The organism is Flavobacterium sp. UMI-01 (assembly GCF_019656315.1).
Lineage (GTDB): Bacteria > Bacteroidota > Bacteroidia > Flavobacteriales > Flavobacteriaceae > Flavobacterium.
On sequence record NZ_BPLU01000073.1, the window covers coordinates 147,201 to 167,291 of the forward strand.

General features: G+C 35.0%; 12 protein-coding genes. 7 read left to right on the top strand and 5 right to left on the bottom strand.

Going from position 1 to position 20,091, the window contains the following annotated elements:
• Window positions 1-3 precede the first annotated feature (3 nt).
• The 6 genes from leuB (at window position 4) to K5R64_RS16965 (ending at window position 9,514) form a co-directional block, all read left to right on the top strand.
• Entirely contained in the window at window positions 4-1,122 is a 1,119-nt protein-coding gene (gene leuB / locus K5R64_RS16940; RefSeq protein WP_220765129.1) for a 3-isopropylmalate dehydrogenase, read from the top strand.
• Window positions 1,123-1,158: 36 nt separating this feature from the next.
• Complete coding sequence (gene ilvD, locus K5R64_RS16945) at window positions 1,159-2,832, top strand: dihydroxy-acid dehydratase (protein ID WP_220765130.1); 1,674 nt, start codon at window positions 1,159-1,161, stop codon at window positions 2,830-2,832.
• Between the two features lie 123 nt (window positions 2,833-2,955).
• Complete coding sequence (ilvB, locus tag K5R64_RS16950; protein WP_220765131.1) at window positions 2,956-4,653, top strand: biosynthetic-type acetolactate synthase large subunit; 1,698 nt, start codon at window positions 2,956-2,958, stop codon at window positions 4,651-4,653.
• A gap of 103 nt (window positions 4,654-4,756) precedes the next feature.
• Window positions 4,757-5,290, top strand: coding sequence for an acetolactate synthase small subunit (ilvN, locus tag K5R64_RS16955; RefSeq protein WP_220765132.1), 534 nt, complete (start codon window positions 4,757-4,759; stop codon window positions 5,288-5,290).
• A gap of 3 nt (window positions 5,291-5,293) precedes the next feature.
• The gene (gene ilvC, locus K5R64_RS16960; protein ID WP_220765133.1) at window positions 5,294-6,766 is read left to right on the top strand and encodes a ketol-acid reductoisomerase; all 1,473 of its coding nucleotides are present in this window, start codon (window positions 5,294-5,296) and stop codon (window positions 6,764-6,766) included.
• A 456-nt stretch (window positions 6,767-7,222) separates the two neighbouring features.
• Complete coding sequence (locus K5R64_RS16965; RefSeq protein ID WP_220765134.1) at window positions 7,223-9,514, top strand: restriction endonuclease; 2,292 nt, start codon at window positions 7,223-7,225, stop codon at window positions 9,512-9,514.
• A 406-nt stretch (window positions 9,515-9,920) separates the two neighbouring features.
• Here K5R64_RS16965 and K5R64_RS16970 read toward each other — a convergent pair whose 3' ends face one another.
• Together K5R64_RS16970 and K5R64_RS17330 are read right to left on the bottom strand one after the other, a co-directional pair.
• Entirely contained in the window at window positions 9,921-10,277 is a 357-nt protein-coding gene (locus tag K5R64_RS16970; RefSeq protein ID WP_220765135.1) for a type II toxin-antitoxin system HigA family antitoxin, read from the bottom strand.
• Between the two features lie 5 nt (window positions 10,278-10,282).
• Entirely contained in the window at window positions 10,283-10,399 is a 117-nt protein-coding gene (locus tag K5R64_RS17330) for a type II toxin-antitoxin system HigB family toxin (RefSeq protein ID WP_220765167.1), read from the bottom strand.
• Between the two features lie 353 nt (window positions 10,400-10,752).
• Here K5R64_RS17330 and K5R64_RS16980 point away from each other — a divergent pair, with 353 nt between their 5' ends.
• Complete coding sequence (locus tag K5R64_RS16980; protein ID WP_220765137.1) at window positions 10,753-12,996, top strand: heparinase II/III family protein; 2,244 nt, start codon at window positions 10,753-10,755, stop codon at window positions 12,994-12,996.
• 119 nt (window positions 12,997-13,115) lie between these two features.
• Here the strand turns inward: K5R64_RS16980 and K5R64_RS16985 are convergent, their stop codons facing one another.
• The 3 genes from K5R64_RS16985 to gltB form a co-directional block, all read right to left on the bottom strand.
• The gene (locus tag K5R64_RS16985; protein WP_255580413.1) at window positions 13,116-13,592 is read right to left on the bottom strand and encodes a DUF6265 family protein; all 477 of its coding nucleotides are present in this window, start codon (window positions 13,590-13,592) and stop codon (window positions 13,116-13,118) included.
• A 136-nt stretch (window positions 13,593-13,728) separates the two neighbouring features.
• Window positions 13,729-15,183 carry a glutamate synthase subunit beta gene (locus K5R64_RS16990; RefSeq protein WP_220765138.1) on the bottom strand — a complete coding sequence of 485 codons (1,455 nt, stop codon included), beginning with the start codon at window positions 15,181-15,183 and terminating at the stop codon, window positions 13,729-13,731.
• A gap of 4 nt (window positions 15,184-15,187) precedes the next feature.
• Window positions 15,188-19,702 (bottom strand): glutamate synthase large subunit, encoded by a 4,515-nt coding sequence (gene gltB, locus K5R64_RS16995; RefSeq protein ID WP_220765139.1) that lies wholly within the window; start codon window positions 19,700-19,702, stop codon window positions 15,188-15,190.
• Between the last annotated feature and the right edge of the window lie 389 nt (window positions 19,703-20,091).

Consider the following 20,091-nt stretch of genomic DNA (forward strand, 5'->3'; position numbering starts at 1 on the left):
GCCATGAATTTAAAAATAGCAGTACTCGCAGGGGACGGTATAGGTCCTGAAGTAGTTTTGCAGGCCATGAAAGCATTGAAAGCGACCGCTGTCATGTTTGATCATGAGTTTATTTTTGAAGAAGCTTTAGTAGGAGCTGCGGCTATTGAAAAAACAGGGAAACCATTGCCGGAACAAACTTTGAATTTGTGTTTGAACACAGATGCTGTTTTGTTTGGAGCTATTGGGGATCTTAAATACGATAATGACCCCGAAGCTAAGATTCGTCCAGAGCAGGGGTTGTTTCAGTTAAGGAAAGCTTTGGGTTTGTTTGTCAATAACAAGCCAATAAAACCGTATGACGGTTTGCTAGAAAGTTCGCCTTTGAAAAAAGAAATTATTGAAGGAACTGATTTTTTGATTTATAGAGAACTCTCAGGAGGAATTTATTTTGATGAAAAAACAATAAACGATGAAGGAACTATTGCTACAGATTTGTGTAAATATACAGAAGAACAAATTTTAAAAATTGCTCATCTGGCTTTTCAAGCGGCACAAAAGAGAAGAAAAATAGTTTCCTTAATCGATAAAGCAAACGTTTTGGAAACGTCTAGACTTTGGAGAAAAGTAGTAACTACCGTAAGTAAAGACTATCCCGATGTAGAATTAAATTATTTGTATGTAGATAATGCTGCTAAACAAATCATTGCCAAACCCAAACAGTTTGATGTTGTTTTGACTGAAAATTTATTTGGTGATATTCTTTCGGATATGTCGAGTATTATTACGGGTTCAATAGGGATGTTAGCATCTAGTTCTATTGGAGATACTCATGCCTTATTTGAGCCTGTTCATGGAACTTTTCCACAAGCTAAAGGAAAAAACATTGCCAATCCATTTGCTTCTATATTATCAGCAGGATTGTTGTTAGAGTATTTTGGTTTGCATAAAGAAGCTAAAAAAATTCATGACGCAGTTGAAAAAGCTATCGCACTAAAAGTCGTCACCATGGACTTGAATCCAGAGTCAAAATTCGGAACCAATGAAGTTGGAGATTTCATCTCTAATTTTATTTTAGATAAAGATGATTTGCTCTACTTTAACAATGACAATGTAAGTATCGGCCAATCAACCATAGTTTAAAAAATAAATAATAATACATATACAAACATATATATAATGGAATTAAATAAATACAGTAAGACAATCACTCAAGACGAAACACAACCAGCTTCTCAAGCGATGTTCTATGCATTAGGATTAACAGAAGAGGATCTTAAAAAAGCGCAAGTGGGAATTGTGAGTATGGGGTATGATGGTAATCCTTGTAACATGCACTTAAACGGATTGGCTAAAGATATCAAAGAAAGTGTCTGGAAGGAAGATTTAGTAGGTCTTATTTTTAATACTATTGGTGTAAGTGATGGTATGTCTAATGGAAATGACGGAATGCGTTTTTCATTAGTATCTCGTGATGTTATTGCTGATTCTATTGAAACGGTAATGGGAGCACAATGGTACGATGGTATGATTGCCGTGCCAGGTTGTGATAAAAATATGCCAGGTGCTTTAATGGCTATGGGTCGTGTTAATCGTCCATCGATTATGGTGTATGGGGGTTCTATTCATCCAGGAAAATGGAAAGGACAAGATTTGAATATTGTTTCTGCTTTTGAAGCCTTAGGAAAAAAGTTTAGCAATTCCATAACTCCTGAAGATTTTAAAGGAGTGATACAAAACGCTTGCCCAGGAGCAGGAGCTTGTGGAGGAATGTACACGGCTAATACCATGTCTTCAGCTATTGAAGCCTTAGGGATGAGTTTGCCATACAGTTCTTCTAACCCAGCTTTGAGTCCAGAGAAAAGAGAAGAATGTGCGAATGCTGGTAAGGCTATCAAAATATTATTAGAAAAAGACATCAAGCCTAGAGATATTATGACTCGTAAAGCATTTGAAAATGCGATTACAATGGTAGCAGTTTTAGGTGGTTCTACCAATGCGGTTATGCACTTAATTGCAATGGCTCATTCTGTAGGGATTGAATTGACTTTGAAAGATTTCCAAGATATCAGCGATAGAACACCTTTGTTAGCTGATTTGAAACCAAGTGGTAAATACTTAATGGAAGATTTGCATAATGTAGGTGGTGTTCCTGCTGTGATGAAGTATTTATTGAAAGAAGGTTTCTTGCATGGAGATTGTTTGACTGTAACTGGAAAAACTATCGCTGAAAACTTAGCAGAAGTACCAGAATTACACGAAGGTCAAGATGTTGTCTTTGAAGTTAGCCAAGCTTTAAAAGCAACAGGTAATATCCAAATTCTTTACGGAAATATTGCTACTGAAGGTTGTGTGGCTAAAATTAGTGGTAAAGAAGGAGAATTCTTCGAAGGAACGGCTGTGGTGTATGAAAATGAAAAAGACGTTATCAGAGGAATTCAAGCTGGGGAAGTAAAACCAGGAAATGTAGTGGTTATCCGTTACTGCGGTCCTAAAGGTGGTCCAGGAATGTCTGAAATGTTGAAACCTACTTCGGCTATTATGGGTGCAGGTTTAGGAAGTACTGTTGCCTTAATTACTGATGGACGTTTTTCAGGTGGTTCTCACGGATTTGTGGTAGGGCACGTAACGCCTGAAGCTTATGAAGGTGGTGGTATTGCCTTGATTCAAAACGGTGATGTTATTGCGATTGATGCGGTGAAAAACACCATCAATATGAAAGTCTCTGATGAAGAATTGGCTAAGCGTAAAGCAAATTGGACTAGACCTGACAATGGAATTACACAAGGTGTTTTACTTAAATATATGCGTTCAGTCTCAAGTGCATCTGAAGGATGTGTAACAGACAAATAATACTTGGTTTCCTCATAGAGAGGAGATTCCAAAGTTTTATTTTAGAATTAAAAGTAAAAAGCTATAAATCAGTCTCAACACGCGCTTTAGTTTAGAGCGCTAAGAGTAGATAAAAAACACAAAATGGAAACAACAAAAATCACTGGAGCAGAAGCCGTAATTAGGTGTTTGCTAGAAGAAGGTGCCGACTTGGTTTACGGATATCCAGGTGGGGCAATCATGCCAGTATATGACGAATTATATAAATTTCAAGATAAATTGCATCACGTTTTGGTGCGTCACGAACAAGGGGCTGCTCATGCGGCTCAAGGGTTTGCGAGAGCTACCGGGAAAGTAGGGGTTGCAATCGCAACTTCTGGACCAGGAGCTACGAACTTGGTGACTGGAATTGCAGATGCTCAAATTGATTCTACTCCGTTGGTATGTATTACTGGACAAGTAGGGAAACATTTATTGGGTTCTGATGCTTTTCAAGAAACCGATATCATTGGTATTTCAACTCCGGTAACCAAATGGAATTACCAAATTACAGAGGCACATGAAATTCCTGAAATTATAGCAAAAGCATTTTATATCGCAAGATCAGGACGTCCAGGTCCAGTATTGATTGATATTACTAAAAATGCACAATTTGATACCTTGGATTTCAGTTACAAAAAATGTACTGATATTAGAAGTTACCATCCAAAACCAGTTTTAAAAATTGACAAGGTAAAAGAAGCGGCTGAAATTATTAATAAAGCTAAAAAACCTTTTATCGTTTTTGGACAAGGCGTAATCCTAAGTCAAGCTGAACAAGAGTTAAAAGCTTTAATCGAAAAAGCAGGTATTCCTACAGCTTGGACCATTTTAGGACTTTCAGCTTTACCTACCGAACACCCATTGAATGTAGGGATGGTAGGTATGCACGGAAATTACGGTCCTAATCTTTTGACTAACGAATGTGATGTATTAATTGCATTGGGAATGCGTTTTGACGACCGTGTTACTGGAAACTTAGCAACGTATGCAAAGCAAGCCAAAGTAATTCATTTTGAAATTGATCCAGCCGAAGTTGATAAAAATGTTAAAACGGATGTAGCCGTTTTGGGAGACCTAAAAGAAGCCTTAACAGCTTTATTGCCTTTTATCGAATCCAATTCGCACGAAGAATGGCATAATGAATTCAAGAAGTACTATCAAATTGAATTAGATGCGGTCATCAATGAAGAGTTGGCACCTACGAATGGAAAAGGAATTTCTATGGGTGAAACCATCGAAATGATTAACAAACATTCAAATGGGGATGCCATTATGGTTTCGGATGTAGGACAACACCAAATGTTTACCTGTCGCTATTCTAAGTTCAATCAAACCAAAAGTAATGTTACTTCAGGAGGTTTAGGAACGATGGGGTTTGCTTTACCTGCAGCTATCGGTGCCAAAATGGGACGACCTGATCGTGAAGTAGTAGCAATTATAGGTGATGGAGGATTCCAAATGAATATTCAAGAATTAGGAACCATTCATCAAACCAAAGTACCTGTAAAAATTGTGGTATTGAATAACGAATTCTTAGGAATGGTGCGTCAATGGCAAGAATTGTTTTTTGATTACCGATACGCTTCTACAGTGATGATTAATCCTAATTTCTGTGCGATTGCCGAAGGTTATTACATCAAAGCGAGAAAAGTAACCAAGAGAGAAGAACTTGACGAAGCCATTGCTGAAATGCTAGCATCAAAAGATTCTTATTTCTTAGAAGTAATGGTAGAAAAAGAAAACAATGTGTTCCCGATGATTCCTACAGGTGCTTCGGTTTCGGATATCAGATTATCTTAAAATGGTTTAAAGTGTAAGGTTTAAAGTTGTTTATTAAAATGAGTTGTTAATTCATTAAACGATTTTAAACTTTAAACGATTTTAAACTTTAAATAAAAAAATAATGGAAAATAAAACATTCACCATTTCAGTATATTCAGAAAACAACGTAGGTTTGCTGAATCGTATTTCAGGTATTTTTTTGAAACGACATATCAATATTTTGAGTTTAAACGTTTCTGAATCAGAGATTGAAAACGTTTCAAGATTTATTATTGTGGTTGACACAACTGAAAAATGGGTACAAAATATTGTTGGTCAGATAGAAAAACAGATAGAAGTAATCAAAGCTTTTTATCACGTAGATGAAGAAACCATCTTCCTTGAAAACGCTTTGTTTAAAATTAAATCCAGTTTGTTATTTGACGAAAGACAAATTCAAAACATCATAAAAGAAAGCAACTCTGAAATAGTAACGGTTTCAAGAGATTTTTTTGTGATATCAAAATCGGGACGTCGTTCTGAGATTGAAGAATTATATGAAAAATTAAAACCTTTTGGAATCATGCAATTTGTACGTTCTGGACGAATTTCAGTTTCAAAAGAACCAATGGAAATATCAACATTATTACAAGAATTAAATATAAATAAATACTAAAAAATGGCAAATTACTTCAATTCATTACCACTTAGATTACAGTTAGAACAATTAGGCGTTTGCGAATTCATGGATAAATCTGAATTTGTGGACGGAATTACTGCTTTAAAAGGAAAAAAAGTAGTTATAGTAGGTTGTGGAGCCCAAGGGTTAAACCAAGGTTTGAACATGAGAGATTCAGGTTTAGATATCTCTTACGCTTTGCGTGCTGAAGCTATCGCTGAGAAAAGAGCGTCTTATAAGAATGCAGTTGATAATGGTTTCACTGTGGGAACGTATGAAGATTTAATTCCTACAGCTGATTTAGTATGTAACTTAACTCCAGATAAACAACACACAGCAGTAGTAAATGCAATTATGCCTTTGATGAAACAAGGCGCTACATTGGCTTACTCTCACGGTTTCAACATTGTTGAAGAGGGAATGCAAATTCGTAAAGACTTAACGGTTATTATGTGTGCTCCTAAATGTCCAGGTTCTGAAGTTCGTGAAGAATATAAAAGAGGATTTGGTGTACCTACTTTAATTGCTGTACACCCTGAAAATGACCCTAACGGTGAAGGTTTAGCTCAAGCTAAAGCGTATGCTGTAGCAACAGGAGGAGATAGAGCAGGAGTATTGCGTTCTTCTTTCGTAGCTGAGGTAAAATCAGACTTAATGGGTGAGCAAACGATTCTTTGTGGATTGTTGCAAACAGGTTCTATCCTATGTTTTGACAAAATGGTAGCGGAAGGTGTTGAGCCAGGATACGCTTCTAAATTAATCCAATACGGATGGGAAACAATTACCGAAGGTTTGAAACACGGAGGTATCACAAATATGATGGATAGATTGTCTAATCCAGCTAAAATTGCTGCATTCAACGCCGCAGAAGAATTAAAAGACATCATGCGTCCGTTGTTTCAAAAACACATGGATGATATCATCTCAGGTCACTTCTCTAAAACAATGATGGAAGACTGGGCTAATGATGACAAAAACTTATTGGCTTGGCGAGCAGCTACAGGAGAAACCAACTTCGAAAAAACACCAGCTGGTGATGTTGAAATCTCAGAGCAAGAATACTATGACAACGGTACTTTAATGGTTGCTATGGTAAAAGCGGGAGTAGAATTGGCTTTTGAAGCAATGACTGATTCAGGAATCATCGAAGAGTCAGCTTACTACGAGTCATTACACGAAACGCCACTTATTGCGAACACAATTGCAAGAAAGAAATTGTTCGAAATGAACCGTGTAATCTCTGATACAGCTGAGTACGGATGTTACTTATTTGACCACGCTTGTAAACCATTAATCGCTGAGTACGTGAAAAACGCACCATCTAACTTAATTGGTCGTCCATTCAACAACGGAAGCAACGGAGTTGATAACAGAGAATTAATCGAAGTAAACAACATCATCCGTAACCACCCAGTAGAAGAAGTAGGAGCTTGGTTAAGAGAGTCAATGACTGCAATGAAAAAAATCGTTTAATTTTAGTTGTCAGGCTGTCCCGAAGCGTCGGGAGTCGAAGTAATGTCAGACTGAGCTTGTCGAAGTCCTAATAACGATAATAAAACTAAAAAGCGGAGTAATTAATTTTACTTCGCTTTTTTTTTGTGCCTATTATTTTTTAGGAGCAGAACTTATCATTTCCAAAATAACCAGTAGTCCCGCTATTCGTTACAATCTCTTGTATAGGCTATTCGCCATACAAGAGGATTTTCACTGCTATCGGGGCTATGAAAGACGTTTTGTTTTATTACTATCTCTTTTAAAATTCAATTTTATAGCTCATCTATAATTTGTAAGATAATTTCAATATATTTGGTTTTTAATAAAGTATGATGTTTGTCATACATATACAAGTTAGCGACAATTTTGCAAAAAAGCCGTCCAAAAAAATAGAGAATTATAATTCCATATATTTGGATAAAACTAATTAAGGAAATGGAATATGACTACTCAAAATTAAATGACAGAGAATTTGAAATTTTAGCAGCAACTGTAATTGAAAAAGAATATAGCATTAAAGTTGAAATTTTTAAGTCTGGAAGAGATGGTGGTGTAGATGGTAGATTCTGGATTGGAGACAAAAAAGAAGGCATTATACAATGCAAACATTATTTAGAAACTCCTTATTCACAATTAATTTCAAAATTAAAAAACGAGGAATTAGACAAAGTAAAAAAGTTAAATCCTAGTAAATATATTTTTATAACTTCAAAAACACTTTCTAGAATAAATAAAAAAGAAATTCTAAATATTTTTAAACCATACATTCAAACTGAAAGAGATATTTGGGGAAAAGAAGACTTGAATTTGTTTTTATCTAAGAAAGAAAATCAGGACGTTGTCGAAAGAAACTATAAACTATGGATTACTAGTACAAGTGTACTAGACATTTTAATTAACAATGCAATAAAAGGTAGAAGTCAATTTACTATACGAGACATTGAAGAAAAATCATTTAGATATGTAGTTACTGAAAATCATAACAAGGGGCTTAAAATTTTAGAAGAAAATAATGTTATAATTCTGACAGGTGAACCAGGGATTGGTAAAACTACACTTGCTGATAATTTGGCAATTCTATATATAGCAAAAGGTTATGAATTCTGTGACATTGAAGAAGATATAAGTGAAGCTGAAAGTTTGTATCGCGAAAATGAACAAAAAAAAATTCTTTTTTATTGTGATGACTTCTTAGGAAGTAATATTTATGACGCTATCAATAATAAAAAGGATTCCCATATTGTCAAATTCATTAGTAGAATTAGAAAGGATAATAGTAAAAAATTTATTCTTACATCACGTACAAACATTTTGAATAAAGCTTATAGTTTAAGTCATATTTTTCAAAATTTAAAAATAAGAGAGAATGAATTTCTACTTACAATTGAAAACTTAACTAATATAGATAAAGCAAAAATTCTTTATAATCATATTTATCATTCAAAATTACCAAAACAATTCATTGATGTAATTTATAAAGATAAAAGATACAAAGACATTATCAAGCACAGAAATTTTAATCCAAGAATTATCGAATTTATAACCGATTCTTCTGTTATTGGTGATATTAAATCAGAAAACTATTGGACATATATTCATCAAAGTCTAAATAACCCTGAAGTTATTTGGGAAGGATATTTTCAAAATCAAACTGATGACTTTGTAAGAGCTCTAACATTTTTAACTGTTTTTAATAATGGTAAAATATCTGAAGAAAGTTTGAGAGATTCTTATAATACATATCTAAGGATTCACCCGTTAAATTTTGGAGATAATTCTGATAAAAGTTTTGAATCGGTAAGAAAGCTAGCTACAAAATCATTATTGAATAGAAATAAAATTGGTGACGAAAAATATGAATATGTGCTATTTAATCCTTCAATTGCAGATTTTGTATTAGGTACATACTCAAATGAAATTGATTTAATTTGTAATATTCTAAAATCATTAAATTCAGAAGTATCAATTGATTATTTACATACTTTATTGAGGAATAACAAAATAAATAAAAATCTTACTAGTAGAATATTAGAAAATCTATTTGATTTCTTCTTTGAAAGTAAACTAAAAGATGAGAATTGGGATTTTTTAATTACCCTAAGTTACATTGACTTTTTTGATGATATAATTAATAAAAGATTAGAAAACTTTTTGAACATTATAATAAACGCAGATAACCCAAGTGGTGAGAGATTGTGGGAATTATTATTCATTCTCACAGAATTTGAACCCAAAATTAAATTTCAAAATTTCGAATTTCTGCATGGTTTTATAAACGATGTAGATGATGAAGACACATTAAAAAGACTATTAAATTTTGTTGATGATAATGATATTGATGATGAAAATATTTTAATGCAAATTAATATTTTACTTGATAAATACTTAATTAGTATTGTTAACAATAATGATTTGGATATAGATTACTCCAGACACATCTCAAATTCATACAATTATTATGAAGGTGATTATGAGCCAGATGTTGATATTAATGGTATTGAAGATGAAATAAGACAAAATCTTGATTCATTTTTAGATGGCTTCAATGAAAATGTTCTTAATAAAATTTCTTTTTCAACATCAGACATAATATCAAGTATTGATGTAGATTCAAAAATAACTAGATATTTGGAAAGTTATGAGCCTGACTATGATCGAGACAGTCACGGTGGTTTTTATTCTGGAAGTTCAAGTGATGATGATATCGATGCAATATTTGAACGTTAGTTCCCTATAAAAAAAACTGACGCTAACAGGCGTTTGGCAAGATTGCGAATTTTGTAGTAACCCATCTGGTGCTCGTTTGCAACGAATACCTACTTAAATTAAAAGAAGATTAGTGGCGTTTGTAACGCGGATACTTATAAATAAGTTGTTGTAATTTATACAAAGGTATTACTATGAAGATTGAAAAGTATACTAATTGGTCTCGACTGCGCTCGACCTGACAATAGGTTTAAAGTAAACATAAACTTGTGTCACATCGAGCGCAGTCGAGTTGCCTTACTGCTTCGATTGCATCCAGTAACCTATTAAATTAAAAGATAATTTGTATTAATCACGAATACTAATATAATCATCTCTTTGTAGTAATCTTTCCTTAGTTAATGAAATATTTAGTTATTAGAAATGTTTAAACACTATGCAAAAATACTTCAGCAGGCAGTTTAAAAAAGTTTTTTAGTTTTTGTGCCATTTTCAAAGTGATTTCTCTTTTGCCTGAAAGAATAGCAGAAACATGTCCTTTGCTGCCGATAATAGGCTCCAAATCTTTTGCTTTGATGCCCATTTCCTGCATTTTATATTTTATTACTTCAAGAACATCGAGTTCAGGTAAGTGATAGTTTTTTTCGTCATAATCTTTAATTAAAACAATCAATAAATCCAGTTCGTCATCTTCGGGTGTATTGGGTATGGCGTGAAAGATTTCCATCATACGAATGGAAGCCTTATTGTAATCGTCTTCGGTTTTTAATACTTTCCAGTTCATCATCATTACTTTTTATTAATTAAAATCGTGGTATCAAAGGCTATTGTTTCTACGTCTATTTTGTCATATTCTTTATGTGTTCCAAACCATATTACATAACAAGAAGCTTGTTGAAAATTTATTGAAACTACTTTTTATAAGTAAAAGTAATAAAAAACGGTTTTTATTATGTTGGTTATTAATTTATTTCTGTCGTTATTTAGCGTATCTTCTAATGCTCAATCCCATTATTGCCTTCTTAAACTAAATAATAAATCTTAGCATTTGCAACGCAGATATCGCTATCATAGTCGTTCAGATAATTTTTATGGAGGTCTATGCTGCTATTTATTTAAAAGAGTTTTGTATAGTTTCAAAATATATAAGTATATTTGGTTTACCATTTTGGTTTACCATTTTTAATTTCTTTCTTTTGACCAGGGAAGGATATAGCATTAAAATGGGGACAGAATTACTAACTATTAACTTTTATACAATGAACTTTATACGACGTAGTACGCTTTTCTTACTGGCTGTTTTTTTCCAAATAAGTACCGCTCAAACCATTCCCTCGGAATCAATTATTGCCTCCAATAAATTAAGTGCGTATTTGAAACCCGAAGTTCAACAGGCGTTAGGAGGAGTCAATGCCATTTCTACTGCTCAATTAGCGGAATATTTTAGAACTAAATTTTCAGAAAGGTATTTTTACGATTGGAAAAATGGAGAAGAACGTTTCAAACAATACACGACCATTTATGAAAATGCCATACACCATCATACCGAAAGAGCTTTAGACCACATGACCAAATTTCCAGCGAATGCACAATGGAAATTGCCCTACAATTACCAAAACGGTGAACCAGTCAATGCGTATGCTTTGCGTCATTTGGCGCGTCAGCACAAGATGGTGGATATTGCTTTTTATTACAAATACCAACAAAAAAATCCAGAATACCTGAGGTATTTTAAAAATCAAATGGCGTCGTTAAATGCTGCTTTATTGGCGAATAAATATGAAACTATTGAGGACGGAAATGGGGTATATGAAGCTTTTCGTTCGGGTTATCGCATATTAAATTGGTTACACATTCACACTTTCTTTTTGGGTGAAAAAGAATATTCTGATGACGACCAATTGCTAACAATTGCTACCTTATTGCAACACGCTTCCAATCTGTATGCAACAAACACCGAATTTGTACCCGGAAATCATCAAACACGGGGGATGTCGGCTTTGGCCATGCTTTCAATTTTGTTTCGAGATTTTAAAGATGCTGATGCATGGTACCAACGTTCGATGGGGTTGTTAGAACAACATTTGTCTAAAGAAATTAATAAAGATGGATTCCAATTTGAACGTACCGTACATTATCATATCAGCGATATTGACACCTATTATTATGTGTATCAATTAGCCAAAAACAGCAACATACAAGTAGATACTTTTTGGGAAAGCAAACTGAAATCGTTGTTTACTACCTTGACCAAAATTGCATATCCCGACAAGTCGGCTCCTGTTTTTTCGGATGATACCAATGCACCTTGGGCTGAAAAAAATACAATTTCAGGAGCGCTTACGTTGGGCTATTTGTTGTTTGGAGAACCTGAAATGGGGTATTTTGCAAATGATTTTGTAGAGTCGGATATGTATTGGTATTTGAATGATACCCAGTTGCAAATGCTAAAGGCGATTCAAGCCAAGAAACCTGAGTTTAAGTCGGTGGTGTTTCCTGATACGGGTTATTATATCATGCGCCAAGGTTGGGAGCCAGATGCAATGGTGATGGCCATTTCTAATGGATTGGATCCTGATAAACCTGACCATCAGCATGGCGATATGTTAGGAATTCAGGCGATGGCAAACGGTCAGGTCATTTTACCCAATTATCAAGTGCGTTATTCGCTTAAAGATTATGAATTTTTCAAAAATTCAATGGTCAAAAATGTAGCTTTAGTTGATGGTGAATTGCAAGGCAAGGAATATGCAGGCAATCAAGGCGGAAGCGGTTTTGGAAAATTTGCTGTTTTGCCTCATCCCAAAACAATTTCTTGGAATGTCAATGATGCTATAGAAGTTTATATAGGAAGTCATGATGGATTTGAAAAAAGCGGGGTTACGTATGCAAGAAAGGTGATTTATTTAAAAGATGATTTTTGGTTGGTTAAAGATGATTTTCATTCGGCAACACCTCACACCTATAAACAAGTGTGGCAAGGTCATTATAGCTTAGAAAAAGCACCAAATTTATTGCGTTCAAGTTTTAATGATGGTTCAGGTAGTGATATTTACCAACTGGTACCGACGGATTTGGTTGAAACTTCGGGGAAAAATGGCAAGCAATGGTCTGTAGTGGCTACAAAAGATAAGACTCATTTTAATTTTATCACTGCAATTGTTCCTTTCAGAAAATTTGATGATAGAATTGATGAAGATAAAAAGAATCCTTCTTTAAAAGGTTGGGAAGTGAATTCGTCCAAATGGGGAATAGAAGGAATAGGGGCTACCACCTTGACTAAGGAAGGCAAAACGGTGTTATTTGCTGTAAAAAAAGTAACGCTTCCTTCAGTGACGATTGCGTTTTCTGAGCCAGCCGATGCGTTTGTGATGCAAAACGAAAAAAAGATCACGATTCAATCACTCCATACAAAAGACGTAACAGTAGCGTATGGTTATGCTAAATCTAAAAAAGCATTCGTTCTTAAACCAGGAGAATCGATTACAATTGAAATAAAATAGTCTAATGCGATTATTTTTCGATTAGGTCTCATAGTAGGGGAGTTGCTAATTGCATCCTTTTTATGCTCTTCAAACGTTTAATCGGATAGAAAAAATGGAAGGAGCCTATTGTGGCTCCTTTATTTTTTTGATAAAGTGTATTTTTCAGTACTAGGTTTGCCCAACTGTTTCCCCGAAATTTGTACGACTAACTGATTTGCTTTGGGAGTAGAATAGCTAATTTTTTGAGGGTAGTCTTGATTTGGGTTTTCAAATTGAAGTTGGTTTTCAATTTCTTCTTTAGATGAAAAAACGAGCGGTTGGTTGTTGTTTTGTCCTATGATTTTAGTTTTAAAAATCAAAGAATCACCTACTTGTTGCAAGGATACATATTCTTTGTGAATAGTGTCCTTTTCTCTAATAAAAAAGGAAGTAGCAGTCAGGGTACTGTCATTCGTTTTTACCCAATTCTCTGTTAGTTTTCCTTCGGAGGATTGTTGTTCCCATTTTCCTAAAATCCATTCAGAGGAACGAATGAGTTCGTTGTCTGACTTTGTACTTTTAGAACACGAAGCACAGGCTATCAAGAGCGAAAAAAGAGTAATTTTAGGAATCATAAAATATTTTAATGATGGTTTTCAGTGGCTAAAATAGGAAAAAAAGATAGTTTATACACAATTAATAGGAGTGTAAAAAAACAGAGGCTGTCTAAAAATAGACAGCCTCATTCTTATGAATTGATAAAATAGAGTTTTATACTCCTGGTAAATCACCACCTTCTTTCGTAGGAAGGTTAGTTGTTCCCATTAAATACAAATCTACTTCTCTAGCTGCTTCACGACCTTCAGATATTGCCCAAACAATTAAAGATTGTCCTCTTCTCATATCCCCAGCTGTAAAGATGTTAGGAATATTGGTTTGGTAATTGTTTGCTTTGTAATTGCTTCTAAAGTCGGTTTCAAGACCTAATTGTTCTGCTAAAGTTTTTTCTGGACCTGTAAAACCTAAAGCTAATAAAGCTAAGTCACATGGCCATATTTTCTCTGAGCCTTCTACTTCAATCAACTCAGGACGTTGTCCAGGAACGATTTTCCATTCAACATTTACTGTTTTAAGCGCAGTTAATTTGCCATTAGCATCTTTGATAAATTCTTTGGTGTTGATTAACCAGTTTCTTTCGCATCCTTCTTTGTGAGAAGAAGATGTTTTCAACTGCAACGGCCAGTAAGGCCAAGGCGTTGTTTCGCTTCTTCCTACAGGAGGTTTTGGCATAATTTCAAAGTTGGTTACTGATTTAGCTCCTTGACGGTTTGAAGTACCCACACAGTCAGAACCTGTATCTCCACCACCGATAACGATTACATCTTTACCAGTAGCTACTACTTGATTTTCGATTTTTTCTCCAAAAACAACTTTGGTTTGTTGTGTTAAGAAATCCATTGCTTGGACCACACCATCTGCATCAGCACCTGGGGTAGGTAAGCTTCTTCTTTCTGTTGCACCACCACAAAGAACGATAGAATCAAATGCTTTTAAGTCATTGATATCATAGTTTACACCTACGTTAGTGTTGACTTTGAAAGTAATTCCTTCTGCCTCAAGGATAGCAATACGACGGTCGATAATTTCTTTTTCCAATTTGAAATTAGGGATACCATAACGTAATAATCCACCAATAGCGTTGTCTCTTTCAAAAACAGTAACGGTGTGACCGGCTCTGTTTAATTGTTGTGCAGCCGCTAAACCAGCAGGGCCTGAACCTACAACAGCAACTGTTTTACCTGTTCTTGTTTTTGGAGGTTGTGGTTTAATCCATCCTTCTGCGAAGGCGCGTTCCACAATATTTTTTTCTATATTTTCAATAGAAATTGGTTCGTTAATAATCCCTAATACACATGCTTTCTCACATGGCGCAGGACATAAACGTCCTGTGAATTCAGGGAAATTATTAGTGGAATGAAGTATCCAAGACGCTTTTTGCCATTCTCCTTGGTGTACCATGTGGTTGAAATCAGGGATTAAATTCCCTAATGGACATCCACTATGACAAAATGGAATACCACAATCCATACAACGAGAACCTTGTTCTGTAATTTCAGCTTCACTCAAAGGAACTGTAAATTCTTTATAATGTCCTACACGCTCTTGTACTGCTGTGTATGATTCATCTTTTCTTTCGAATTCTTTAAAACCTGTTACTTTTCCCATTGTATTATACTGTTAATTCTTCTACCATTTGTACCTCAGTTTCCAAACGCTTCAATGCTTTTTTGTATTCTGTAGGCATTACTTTTACGAAATTGTTTAAGCTAGCGTTCCAATCATTCAATAATTGCGTTCCTTTACTACTGTTAGTGTACAGTACGTGTCTCTCAATTAATTGTTTCAATTCATCAGCTTCGTTGCCTTCCACAGTTTCAAATTCTATTGTTTCGGTGTTACACAAACCATTTTTGAATTTATGCTCTGGATCATAGATGTAAGCGATACCACCACTCATACCTGCTGCAAAGTTTCTTCCTGTTTTACCAAGAACAACTACTTTACCACCTGTCATGTATTCACAACCGTGATCTCCCACACCTTCTACTACAGCAATGGCACCTGAGTTACGTACAGCAAAACGCTCTCCTGCTATACCGTTGATGTAAGCTTCTCCTTCGATGGCACCAAATAAACAAACGTTACCTACGATGATGTTTTCTTCTGCAACAAAGGTAGCTGCTGCTGGTTTCTTAATGATTAATTTAGCTCCAGAAAGTCCTTTTCCTAAATAGTCATTGGTGTTTCCTTCAACTGTAAAAGTCAATCCATGTGCACTGAAAGCACCTAAACTTTGTCCTGCTGAACCAGTGAAATTAATATTTAAAGTGTCTTCTGGTAATCCTAAGTGACCGTATATTTTTGAAATTTCGTTACTTACAATAGCTCCCACTGAACGGTTGATGTTGCTAATTGGGTAATTCAATGTCATTTTTTCTTTTCTATACAAAGCACGGTGAGAATCTTTCAGGATTTGGAAATCCAATACATTGTCTAATCCGTGATCTTGTTTCTCAGTGTTACGAACCGTCATGTATTTGTACGTGTCAGGTCTGTGTAAGATAGAAGACAAATCCAATCCTCTTGCTTTGTAATGGGTAATAGCTTTGTTAGAATTGATTTTGTGCGTTTGACCAATCATTTCTTCCATGGTTCTGAAACCTAATTGAGCCATAATTCCTCTTAACTCTTCTGCTACATAGTAGAAGAAGTTGATTACGTGCTCAGGAGTTCCTTTGAAGTTTTTACGCAATTCTTTATCTTGAGTTGCAATACCTACCGGACAAGTATTCAAGTGACACTTACGCATCATGATACATCCTGAAGCTACTAGAGGAGCAGTGGCAAAACCAAACTCTTCAGCACCTAATAAAGCAGCAATAGCTACGTCACGACCTGTTTTTAATTGTCCGTCGCACTCTACAACGATACGGCTTCTTAAGTTGTTTAATACTAACGTTTGTTGTGCTTCTGCCAATCCAAGTTCCCAAGGAAGACCTGCGTGTTTCAATGAAGTTAAAGGAGATGCTCCAGTACCACCATCGTAACCTGCGATTAATACCACATCCGCTTTTGCTTTAGCAACACCTGCAGCAATCGTACCAACACCAACTTCAGATACTAATTTCACGTTAATACGGGCTTCTCTGTTGGCATTTTTCAAGTCAAAGATTAATTGTGCTAAATCCTCAATTGAATAAATATCGTGGTGTGGTGGAGGTGAAATCAATCCAACGAACGGAGTTGAGTTACGAGCCGACGCAATCCAAGGCAATACTTTTTCACCTGGTAATTGTCCACCTTCTCCTGGTTTAGCCCCTTGAGCCATTTTAATTTGAATCTCTTTGGCGCTTGATAAATAGTGAGAAGTTACTCCAAAACGTCCAGAAGCTACTTGTTTGATAGCCGAGTTGCGACTGTCACCATTTACATCTGGTTGGAAACGAGTTCTGTCTTCTCCACCTTCACCTGAATTGGATTTTCCTCCAATACGGTTCATGGCGATGGCCAAATTCTCGTGTGCTTCTCTAGAGATAGACCCGTAAGACATCGCACCTGTTTTGAAACGTTTTACGATTTCAGTCCATGGTTCTACTTCGTCTAACGGAATAGGATCTAAGTTGTCAAACTCAAATAAACCACGAATAGTCATTAAGTTTTTAGCCTGATCGTTTACGGTTTTAGCATACACATCATAACTCGCTTGATCGCTCAAACGTACCGCTTGTTGCAATTTAGCAATAGTAGTTGGGTTGAACATGTGTCTTTCCCCGTTACGTCTCCATCTGTATTCTCCACCAATGTTTAATCCTAAACGGTTTGGAATTAATACGTCTGGATACGCATAGTTATATCTTTCGCTAATTTCTTTTTCAATTTCATACAATCCAATACCTTCAATTCTTGAAGCAGTGTATGGGAAGTATTTTTCAACAAATTTAGAGTTGAAACCAACAATTTCAAAAATTTGAGAACCTCTATACGAGTGTAAAGTAGAGATTCCAATTTTGTTCATGATTTTTAAAATTCCTGAACCAATTGCTTTGTTGAAGTTGTCCACTGCTTTTTGTTCGCTAATTCCAGTAATGAAACCTTCTTGTACTTGTACGCGAATAATTTCGTTTACCATATAAGGGTTGATGGCACTTGCGCCATACCCAAATAAAGTAGCAAAATGATGTGGTTCACGTGGTTCAGCTGATTCGATAATGATATCAAAATAAGAACGCTTACGCAAACGGTTCATTTGGTGGTGAACATAAGAACAAGCTAATAAAGCAGGGATAGGAGCGAATTCTTTATTAACACCTCTATCAGATAGGATAATGATGTTTGTTCCTCTTTCAACAGCTTTTGTAATTTGGATGATAATGTCCTCTAAAGCATTTTCTAAACCATTTAATCCTTTTGATTTTGAGTAAAGGATTTCGATTGTTTCAGCTTTGAAATGATCGATATCAATATTTCTAATTTTTTCCAAATCATCGTTAGAGATAACTGGATTCTGAATTCTTAATTTACGACATTGTTTGCTAGAAATATCAAAAATATTTCGGTCTTGTCCTAAAGCTAAGCTGATATCAGTTACAATTTCTTCACGAATACCATCCAAAGGAGGATTGGTTACTTGAGCAAATAATTGTTTGAAGTAATTTGGAATCAATTGAGGTCTGTCTGACAAAACAGCAAGAGGGGTATCGATACCCATAGAACCCAAAGCTTCTTTTCCTACTTGAGCCATAGGGGTAATCATATCCTGAATATCCTCTAAGGTATAGTTAAATAAACGTTCTCTTGTTTTTAAATCAATTGTTTCGATTGGACATGCTTTAGATGTGGTAGGAACATCTTTTAAGTTCAAACGGTATTGTTTCAACCATTCTTTATAAGGTCTTTCAGAAACAATTTTACTTTTGATTTCTTCGTCATTGATGATACGACCTTCGTTCATGTCAACCAAGAACATTTTTCCTGGCTCTAATCTACCGTGGCTTTCTACATCAGCAGGATCTACTTCGACCACACCAATTTCAGAAGCCATAATCAATTTACCACTCTTAGTAACAGTATAACGAGAAGGTCTTAAACCGTTACGGTCTAATAAAGCTCCTACGTAATCACCGTCAGAAAATGGTACAGATGCAGGACCATCCCAAGGTTCCATAATACAAGCATTGTATTCGTAGAACGCTTTTCTTTCCTCAGACATGGTTTTGTGTTTTTCCCATGCTTCAGGAATCATCATCATCATAACTTCCGGTAATGAACGACCTGTATGGGTTAATAGCTCTACCACCATATCCATAGAAGCAGAATCTGATTTTCCAGGTAAGATGATAGGGAACAATCTTTCGATTTGAGGACCAAAGACATCACTCTTCATGATTTCTTCACGTACACGCATTCTACTTACGTTTCCACGCAACGTGTTAATCTCTCCATTTTGACACATATATCTAAATGGTTGCGCTAGCTCCCAAGTAGGCATCGTGTTAGTAGAGAAACGTTGGTGTACTAAAGCCAAACGAGTCACTAAGTCACTTTGTTGTAAATCGGTATAATAAGGCCCAATATCTTCAGGCATAATGATACCTTTATATATTAAGGTAGTAGTAGATAAACTAGGAACATAAAAATAAGAACTCTGCGAGATTTTAGAACCAGCAATAGTATGTTCTGTGATTTTACGTGCAGCATATAACTTAGCTTTGAAAGTAGCTTCGTCAATAGCTTCAGTTTTTCCAACAAAAATTTGTTCAATCGTTGGTTCCGAAGCTAATGCAATTTCACCTAATTGAGTAGAATCAACAGGAACTTCTCTCCATCCTAAAACAGAAAGTCCTTGCGCTTTAATTTCTTTTTCAAAAATGTCTTTACAATATACATATTGATTTTTGATTTTTGGTAAAAACACCATTCCAACTGCATACTCACGAGGGGCAGGTATTGAGAAGTCACAAACTCTATTGAAATATTCGTGTGGTATGTCAATCAAAAGTCCAGCACCATCTCCCGTTTTTCCGTCAGCACTTACACCACCACGGTGCTCTAGTTTTACTAGAATTTCTAATGCGTCGTGTATAATTTGATTCGTTTTCTCACCTTTAAGGTTGCAAATAAAACCAGCTCCACAGTTTTCATGCTCGAATTCTGGCAAATAAAGGCCTTGTTCTTTAAGTTTCATGCTTGATAAATTTTTTTACAAAAATAAAGATTTCATTATATATTATGAATTGAAAACGAGACGGAAGCTATATTTTTGTAATAAAAGCATAAAATCTGAGTAAAATTGTAAATAATTCGGTTTTTGCTATCTTGTTTTGATAAATTAATAATTTTATTTGTTTTTAAAAGGCTATTTTAACCAATTTGGATAAGTTTTTGTAATTTTTTTTGCGAATTTTCAAACGTTATAGTGACGCGATTTTCTAGAAACTGAATTTTTTTGATGCAAAAAATGAAATTCGTTTTATTTAACATTTGTTATCAAATTATTGATTTTTAAATTCCAAAAACGTTTCTCTCTTAGGATGTATTTTGCTACTTTTGTGCCACTTATTTATTCTGAAACAA